Origin of the sequence: Pseudomonas sp. IPO3747, from assembly GCF_013385245.1 — a bacterium.
GTDB lineage: Bacteria > Pseudomonadota > Gammaproteobacteria > Pseudomonadales > Pseudomonadaceae > Aquipseudomonas > Aquipseudomonas edaphica.
Map to the genome: position 1 here is coordinate 79,801 of NZ_JACAQL010000001.1, position 7,786 is coordinate 87,586.

Consider the following 7,786-nt stretch of genomic DNA (forward strand, 5'->3'; position numbering starts at 1 on the left):
CCCTCAGGAAATCAATTTATCCAAATCTTCTGCTGATAGACGTTTGAGGGCCTCCAAGGATTTAGCCAATGCGTCCTGCACCGGTGAATTATTTGTTTGCCGGGTGGCGACATAGGCACTGAAATCCGCCAGGGTCGGGGTGGTGAAGATCGATTTGACGTCGAATTCGGCGTGCAACTGCTCGCGCAGGCGCACCACCACTTGGGTCGCCAACAGGGAATGCCCGCCCAACTCGAAGAAGTTGTCGTTCAAGCCCACCCGTTGCACGTCGAGTACTTCGGCCCAGATTGCGGCGATCTGTTGTTCCAGGTCGCTGCGCGGCGCCGCGTATTCGCGCGCCTGCAGGTTGGCGTCCACCTTCGGCAGCGCCTTGCGGTCAAGCTTGCCGTTGGGGCTCAGGGGCATCTGTTCCAGCAGCATCCATAGCGCGGGCACCATGTAGTCCGGCAGGTGTTGGGCCAAGTGCGCGCTCAACACGTCGCGCCAGTCGTCGGCGGCGTTTTGCAACACCAGGTAGCCCACCAGGTATTTGCCGTCGACGGCCAACACCGCGGCTTCACGCACCCACTCGTGTTCGAGCAGGCGCGCTTCGATTTCACCCAACTCGATACGCAAGCCACGCAACTTGACTTGATGGTCGATACGCCCGGCGTACTCGATCACGCCGTCGTCGCGATAGCGCGCCAGGTCGCCGGTGCGATACAGGCGCTCACCGTCGATAAAGGGGTTGGCAATGAAGCGCTCGGCGGTCAATGCCGGGCGGCGATGGTAACCCCGGGCCAGGCCGACACCGCCCAGGTACAGCTCGCCCAACACGCCCACCGGCGCCGGCTCAAAGTTACCGTCGAGGATGTAGCAGCCCAGGTTGGCAATCGGGCGACCAATCGGCACCGCATCGCGACCTTCATTGATGCAGGTCCAGTGGGTCACGTCGATGGCGGCCTCGGTCGGACCGTAAAGGTTATACAACCCGGCTTGCGGTAGTTTGGCGAAGACCTGCTGTTGCGCATCCACCGGCAACGCCTCGCCGCTGCACACAATGCGGTGCAAGGTGTGGCAGGTCGCGACGGTCGGGTCTTGCAGGAATGCCTGCAACATCGAGGGTACAAAGTGCAGCGTGGTGACCTGTTCGGCATTGATCAGGCTGACCAGCCTGGCCGGATCACGGTGATCGCCGGGCGCAGCAACGACCAGGCGTGCGCCGGTCATCAGTGGCCAGAAGAACTCCCACACCGACACATCAAAGCTGAACGGGGTCTTTTGCAGCACGCTGTCGCTGACATCCAGGCCGTAGGCTTCCTGCATCCATTGCAGGCGGTTGGTCAGGGCCGCATGACGATTGCCGGCGCCTTTGGGCTGGCCGGTGGAACCGGAGGTGTAGATCACGTAGGCGAGGTTTTCGCCGTCCAGAGCAATACCCGGATTCTCTGCGCTAAAGTCTTCGAATCCAGTCTCGCCAAGTACCAGCGTTTCCAGGCCGTGTGGAATCGGCAACTGACCGAGTAGATGCGCCTGAGTGAGCAGCAGCTTCACGCCACTGTCTTCAAGCATGTAGGCCAGGCGCTCACGCGGATATTCCGGGTCCAGCGGCACATACGCGCCACCGGCCTTTAGCACTGCCAGCAGGCCGATCACCATCTCGATGGAACGCTCCACCGCCAGCCCCACCAGTGTGTCCGGCCCCACGCCCGCCTCGATCAGACGATGGGCCAGGCGATTGGCGCGGCGGTTCAGCTCAGCGTAATTCAAGCGTTGCTCGCCAAACACCAGTGCCGGTGCCTCTGGCGTGAGCGCAACCTGCGCTTCAATCAGTTGATGCACGGTGTGCTGCAACGGGTAATCGCGGGATGTGGCGTTCCAGTCCTCAATCACCTGTTGGCGCTCAGTGGCGTCGAGCATCGCCAGCTCACCCAGGCGTTGCTGCCCGCCCTCAAGCATCGCTTGCAGCAGGTTGACCAGATGCCGGCCGTAGCCTTGCACCCGGTCTTCATGGAAATGCGCGCGGGCAAAGCTGAACTGCACCGACAGCGTTTCGCCCAGATCCACCAGCACCGTCAGCGGGAAGTTGGTTTGTTCATGGGCATGGGGCTCGCCAAACCGAATGCCGCTGCCGCCGCTTTGCGCCAGGGCTTTGGACACCGGGTAGTTTTCGAACACCAGGATATTGTCGAACAAGGCTTCACCGCCCTGCCCGGCCCAGCGCTGAATGTCATACAGGCCAGTGTGTTCATGCTCACGCAAGGCCAGGTTTTGCGCCTGCACGGCTTGCAACCAGTCGGCCACTGACACCTGCCCCTCGACCGCGCAGATCACCGGCAAGGTATTGATGAACAGACCGATCTGCTGCTCAACGCCCGCAAGCTCCGCCGGGCGCCCAGCCACGGTAGCACCGAAAGCCACTACCGCCTGGCCGCTGTGACGCTGCAACAGAATCAGCCACGCCGCCTGGATCAAAGTATTGAGCGTGACTTTGTGGCTTCGGGCGAACGACTCAAGTTGAGTCGTGAGTGTGCGATCAAGCGCCAGTTGATACTCGCCATGCCCTTGCACCGCCATCGGTTGGCTGCTGCCCAGCCGTGTCGGGGTTTGCAATGCACTCAATTGCTCACGCCAGAAGGCTTCAGTCGCAGCGGCATCACGCTGTTGCAGCCAACCGATGTAATCGCGATAGCGCCCGGCCGCTTCCGGCACTGCCACACCGGCATAGCGTTGCAGCACTTCGCCGAACAGTCGCGAATTGCTCCAGCCGTCCATCAGGATGTGATGGCTGGTGTAGATCAACTCGTAGCACTGCTCATCGGTGCGCACCAGTACCAGCCGCACCAGTGGCGCCTTGGCCAGGTCAAAACCCTGGCGGCGCTGGGCCTGTTGCAGGTTGCGCAGTTCCAGTTCGCGCTCCGGCATGGCGCGCCAGTCCAGAACCTGAATCGGCAGCCGCGCTTCGCGGTATACCACCTGGCATGGCCATTCCAGCCGGCCTTCCCAGAAGAACCCGCTGCGCAGCACGTCATGGGCCTGCACCGTGGCATCCCAGGCGTGCTGGAAGCGCGCCACGTCCAGGCCTTGCGCCGTCACGCGAATCTGGTTGATGTATTCGCCCGCCGTCTGCTCATAGAGGGTGTGAAAGAGCATGCCTTGCTGCATGGGCGACAAGGTGTAGATGTCTTCTACGGCATCGAACGCCAGCGGCAACGACTCCAGCTGCGATTGGTTCAAGCGCGATAACGGGAAATCCGAGGCGGTCACACCGCCATTGCCGGGCGTGCAGCAATGTTCTATCAGCGCGTTGAGTTCGCGGGTGTAGGCCGCGCTCAGCGTTTCGATCACCGCGGGGTCGAACATCAGCGGGCTGAACGTCCAGCCCAGTTGCAGTTCGCCGCCATAGACTTGGCCGTTGAGCGTCAGCCAGTTACCCAGCGGCGCATCCGGGCTTTGTTCGGCACCGGCACTTTCTGCGGCGGGCGCGAACAGGGTGTCCGGTTGGTCGAAACTGCCGTCAACCTGGCCCAGGTAGTTGAAGGTGATGCGCGGCGCTGGCAAAGCACTGAACGCCTCACGTGTGGCGTCATCGCCCAGGTAACGCAAAGCGCCAAAACCCAAGCCTTTATGCGGCACGCTGCGCAATTGCTCCTTGATCTGTTTGATCGAAACCGCCAGGGACACGTCGGGGGTCAGGCGCACCGGAAACAGGCTGGTGAACCAGCCCAGGGTGCGCGTCAGGTCAATGTCGTCAAACAGGTCTTCACGGCCATGGCCCTCCAGCTGGATCAGGCTCGAGGCGTGACCCGTCCACTGGCAGATCACCCGAGCCAGGGCCGTGAGCAGCAGGTCGTTGATCTGAGTGCGGTAGGCCGTCGGCGCCTGTTGCAGCAATTGCCGGGTGCGTTCGGCATCCAGTTGGCTGACCACAGTCTCGGCCAGTCGCCCGGGACGCGCGCCTTGCGGGTCACGGCACGGCAAGTCGGTGGCCGCACCTTGCAGCTGTTGCTGCCAAAAGGCTTGCTCGGACGCCATCGCAGCGCTACGGGCGTGGGCTTGCAAGCGCTCGGCCCAGGCTTTGAATGAAGAGGTCTTGGCCGGCAATTTTTGTTCGCGATACAGCGCTTGCAGGTCTTCAAGGAACACCCGCCAGGACACGCCGTCCACCACCAAGTGGTGCATTACCAGCAACAGGCGCTGGGAACCGTCTGCCAGCTCGACCAGTACCGCACGCAGCAATGGCCCCTGTTGCAGGTCGAGGCTGCGCTGGGCTTTTTCGCAGAGCGCGGCCAACTCGCTGGCATCTGCCACCTTGGCTTGCCACAGTACCTGTGTGCCAGCCGCAGCATGCTCGGCTTGCCAACCCTCAAGGTGCTGGCTGAAGCGCAAACGCAACACATCGTGGTGAGCAATCAGGCCCTGCAACGCGGCTTCCAGACGATCGCCCTGAAGCGCTTGGCGTGGCGTCAGCAAGAAGGACTGGTTCCAGTGATGCGGGTCCGGCAGCTGCATCTCGAAGAACAACTGCTGGAACGGCAGCAACGGCGTCTCACCCTGCACCGAACCTTGGTCGATCACCCGCGCGGTTTGCAACTGCGCCACCCGCGCGAGGCTGCGCACGGTTTGATGCTGGAACAACGCCTTGGCGGTGAAATGAATACCGGCGGCACGTGCGCGACTGACCACCTGAATCGAGATGATCGAGTCACCTCCGCGCTCAAAGAAATTGTCATTCAACCCCACCTGCTCGATGCCCAGCACGTCGGCCCAGATGGCGGCGATCTGCTGCTCCAGCGCGCTTTGCGGGGCTTCATATTGCTGTGTGGCTTCGGGCTTTGGCAGCGCCTTGCGGTCAAGCTTGCCGTTGGGGCTCAGCGGCATCTGCTCCAGCAGCATCCATTGTGCGGGCACCATGTAATCCGGCAGGGTTTCGGCCAGATGAGCGCTGAGCACGTCGCGCCAATCATCCGCTGCGTTTTGCAGCACCAGGTAGCCCACCAGGTATTGACTGTCCGGTGCCAACACGGCCGCTTCGCGGACGTAATCGTGTTCCAGCAAACGCGCTTCGATTTCGCCCAATTCGATACGCAGGCCACGCAACTTGACCTGATGATCGGCACGCCCGGCATATTCAATCACGCCGTCTGCGCGATACCGCGCCAGGTCGCCGCTGCGGTACAGACGCTCACCGCTGACAAAGGGATGGGCGATAAAACGCTCGGCGGTCAATGCAGGACGTCGGTGATAACCTCGGGCCAGGCCGACACCGCCCAGGTAAAGCTCGCCCAGCACGCCAATCGGTACCGGTTCGAAATGGCTGTCGAGGATGTAGCAGCCCAGATTGGCAATCGGGCGACCAATCGGCACGGCGTCACGCCCTTCATCGACACAGGTCCAGTGGGTCACGTCGATGGCGGCTTCGGTTGGACCGTAGAGGTTATAGAGCCCGGCTTGCGGCAGTTTGGCCATGACTTGCTGTTGCGCATCCACCGGCAGCGCCTCGCCGCTGCACACGATGCGCTGCACGCTGTGGCAGGTCGAAACCGCCGGGTCTTGCAGGAACGCCTGCAACATCGAGGGTACAAAGTGCAGCGTGGTGATCTGTTCGGCAGTGATCAGGCTGACCAACCGGGCCGGATCACGGTGATCGCCCGGTGCTGCAACGACCAGGCGCGCGCCGGTTATCAGTGGCCAGAAGAACTCCCACACCGACACGTCGAAGCTGAACGGGGTCTTTTGCAGCACGCTGTCGCTGGCGCCCAGGCCATAGGCCTCCTGCATCCATTGCAGGCGATTGAGCAGCGCTGAATGGCGGTTGCCGGCGCCTTTGGGTTGGCCGGTGGAGCCGGAGGTGTAGATCATGTAGGCGAGGTTTTCGCCGTCCAGCGTGATATCCGGGTTTGCGTCGCTGTAGCTGTCGAAGCCGGACTCACCCAGCACCAGGGTTTCCAATCCTTGTGGGATCGGCAACTGTTCGAGCAAATGCGCCTGAGTCAGCAGCAGCTTCACGCCGCTGTCTTCAAGCATGTAGGCCAGGCGCTCACGCGGGTATTCCGGGTCCAGCGGCACATAGGCGCCACCGGCCTTGAGCACGGCCAGCAGCCCCACCACCATCTCGATGGAGCGCTCCACGGCCAGCCCCACCAGCGAATCCGGGCCAACGCCGGCTTCGATCAAGCGATGGGCCAGGCGATTGGCGCGCTGGTTCAGCTCGGCGTAACTCAGCGACACGTCACCAAAGCGCAATGCCGGTGCATCCTGTTGCGCCAGCACCTGCGCTTCAATCGACTGATGCACCCACTGGCCTTGCGGGTAGGCGCGCTCGGTGGCATTCCACTGGTAGAGGAGTTGTTGGCGCTCCGTGGTATCCAGCATGGCCAGGTCCTGCAAGGCCAATGCAGGGTTGGCCACGGCGGCGCGTAACAGGTTCAGCCAATGGCCCAGCATGCGAGAGGCCGTCGCCGCGCTGAACAAGTCGGTGGCATAGGTCAGGGAGGCCCAGAGGCCGTCGCCGCTCTCCTGGGTATCCAGGCTCAGGTCAAACTGGGCGCTTTGGGTTTCCAGTTCGAGGCTGGCCACACGCAGGCCCGGCAGTTGCTGCTCTGCGGATGGGGTCTTGGCCTGGTGATTGAACATCACCTGAAACAGCGGGTTATGGCTAAGGCTGCGTTCGGGTTGCAGCGCTTCGACCAGTTGCTCGAAGGGCAAATCCTGATGGGCCTGGGCTTCCAACGCGCGGCGCTTGGTGTGTTGCAGCAGCTGGGCGAAGGTCATCTGGCCGTCGAGATCGGCCTTGAGCACCTGCGTGTTGACGAAAAAGCCGATCAGCGATTCGGTCTCGACGCGGTTGCGATTGGCGATCGGCACGCCGACGCGAATGTCCGACTGCCCGCTGTAGCGATACAGAAATACCTGAAACGACGCCAACAGCAGCATGAATAGCGTCACCCCTTCGCGCTGGGCCAAGGCCTTGAGACCGGCGACCAGGGCGGGTTCCAGGGCAATGTCCTGGCGTGCGCCAAGGAAACTCTGCTGTGCCGGGCGCGGGTGATCGAGCGGCAGTTCCAGCACCGGCTGCGTGCCACTGAGCAGCTCACGCCAGTAATCCAGTTGACGGGCCTTCTCCCCCGCCTCCATCCAGCGGCGTTGCCACAACGCGTAATCGGCATACTGGATCGGCAGCGGTGCCAACGTGCACTCCTGGCCCTGGCTGTAGGCGGCATAAAGCTGCATCAGCTCTTGCACCATCACGCCCATCGACCAACCGTCAGAGACGATATGGTGCTGAACCAGCACCAGCACATGCTCTTCTTCGCTCAGGCCGAGCAAGCTGACCCGCAATAATGGACCTTGCTGCAAATCGAAAGGCCGGGCGATTTCAGCTTCGACGTACGCCTTGAGCCGGGCCTCGTCGACCGAGCTTTCGTCAATCTCGATCACAGCCTGGGCCAACACTTGCTGGGCACGCTGCTCGCCCTCCAGGTGCAAACGGGTGCGCAGGCTTTCATGGCGTGTCACCAGCGTGTCGAAGCTGCGCTGCAGCGCGGCCTTGTCCAGGCGCCCGCTCAGGCGCAAGGCGCCGGGGACGTGATAGGCCGCGCTGTCCGGGTCCAGTTGCCAGAGAAACCACTGGCGCTCCTGGGCATAAGACAGCGGTGCGTGCTGGCCGTCCTCGCGAATCGAGGCGATCGGCAGTTGCGCGAAACTCATGCCACGGCTTTGCAGGCGTTGGTAGAACTGTTGACGCTGTTCCAGAGGCAGGCGAAGAAAGCGCGAAACCAGATCGATATTAGGGTTGGAAAGCATG

Annotated in this window: 1 protein-coding gene; it reads right to left on the reverse strand. The window is 62.3% G+C overall.

All coding sequences use genetic code 11. The features are described from left to right. Window positions 1–3: 3 nt before the first annotated feature. Window positions 4–7,785, reverse strand: a complete 7,782-nt coding sequence (locus tag HX790_RS00295; RefSeq protein WP_176991088.1) for a non-ribosomal peptide synthetase — start codon at window positions 7,783–7,785, stop codon at window positions 4–6. Window position 7,786: the final 1 nt, after the last annotated feature.

Excerpts from the sequence above, each read along its gene's own strand:
- HX790_RS00295 (WP_176991088.1), bottom strand. The coding sequence starts at position 7,785 with ATGCTTTCCAACCCTAATATCGATCTGGTTTCGCGCTTTCTTCGCCTG.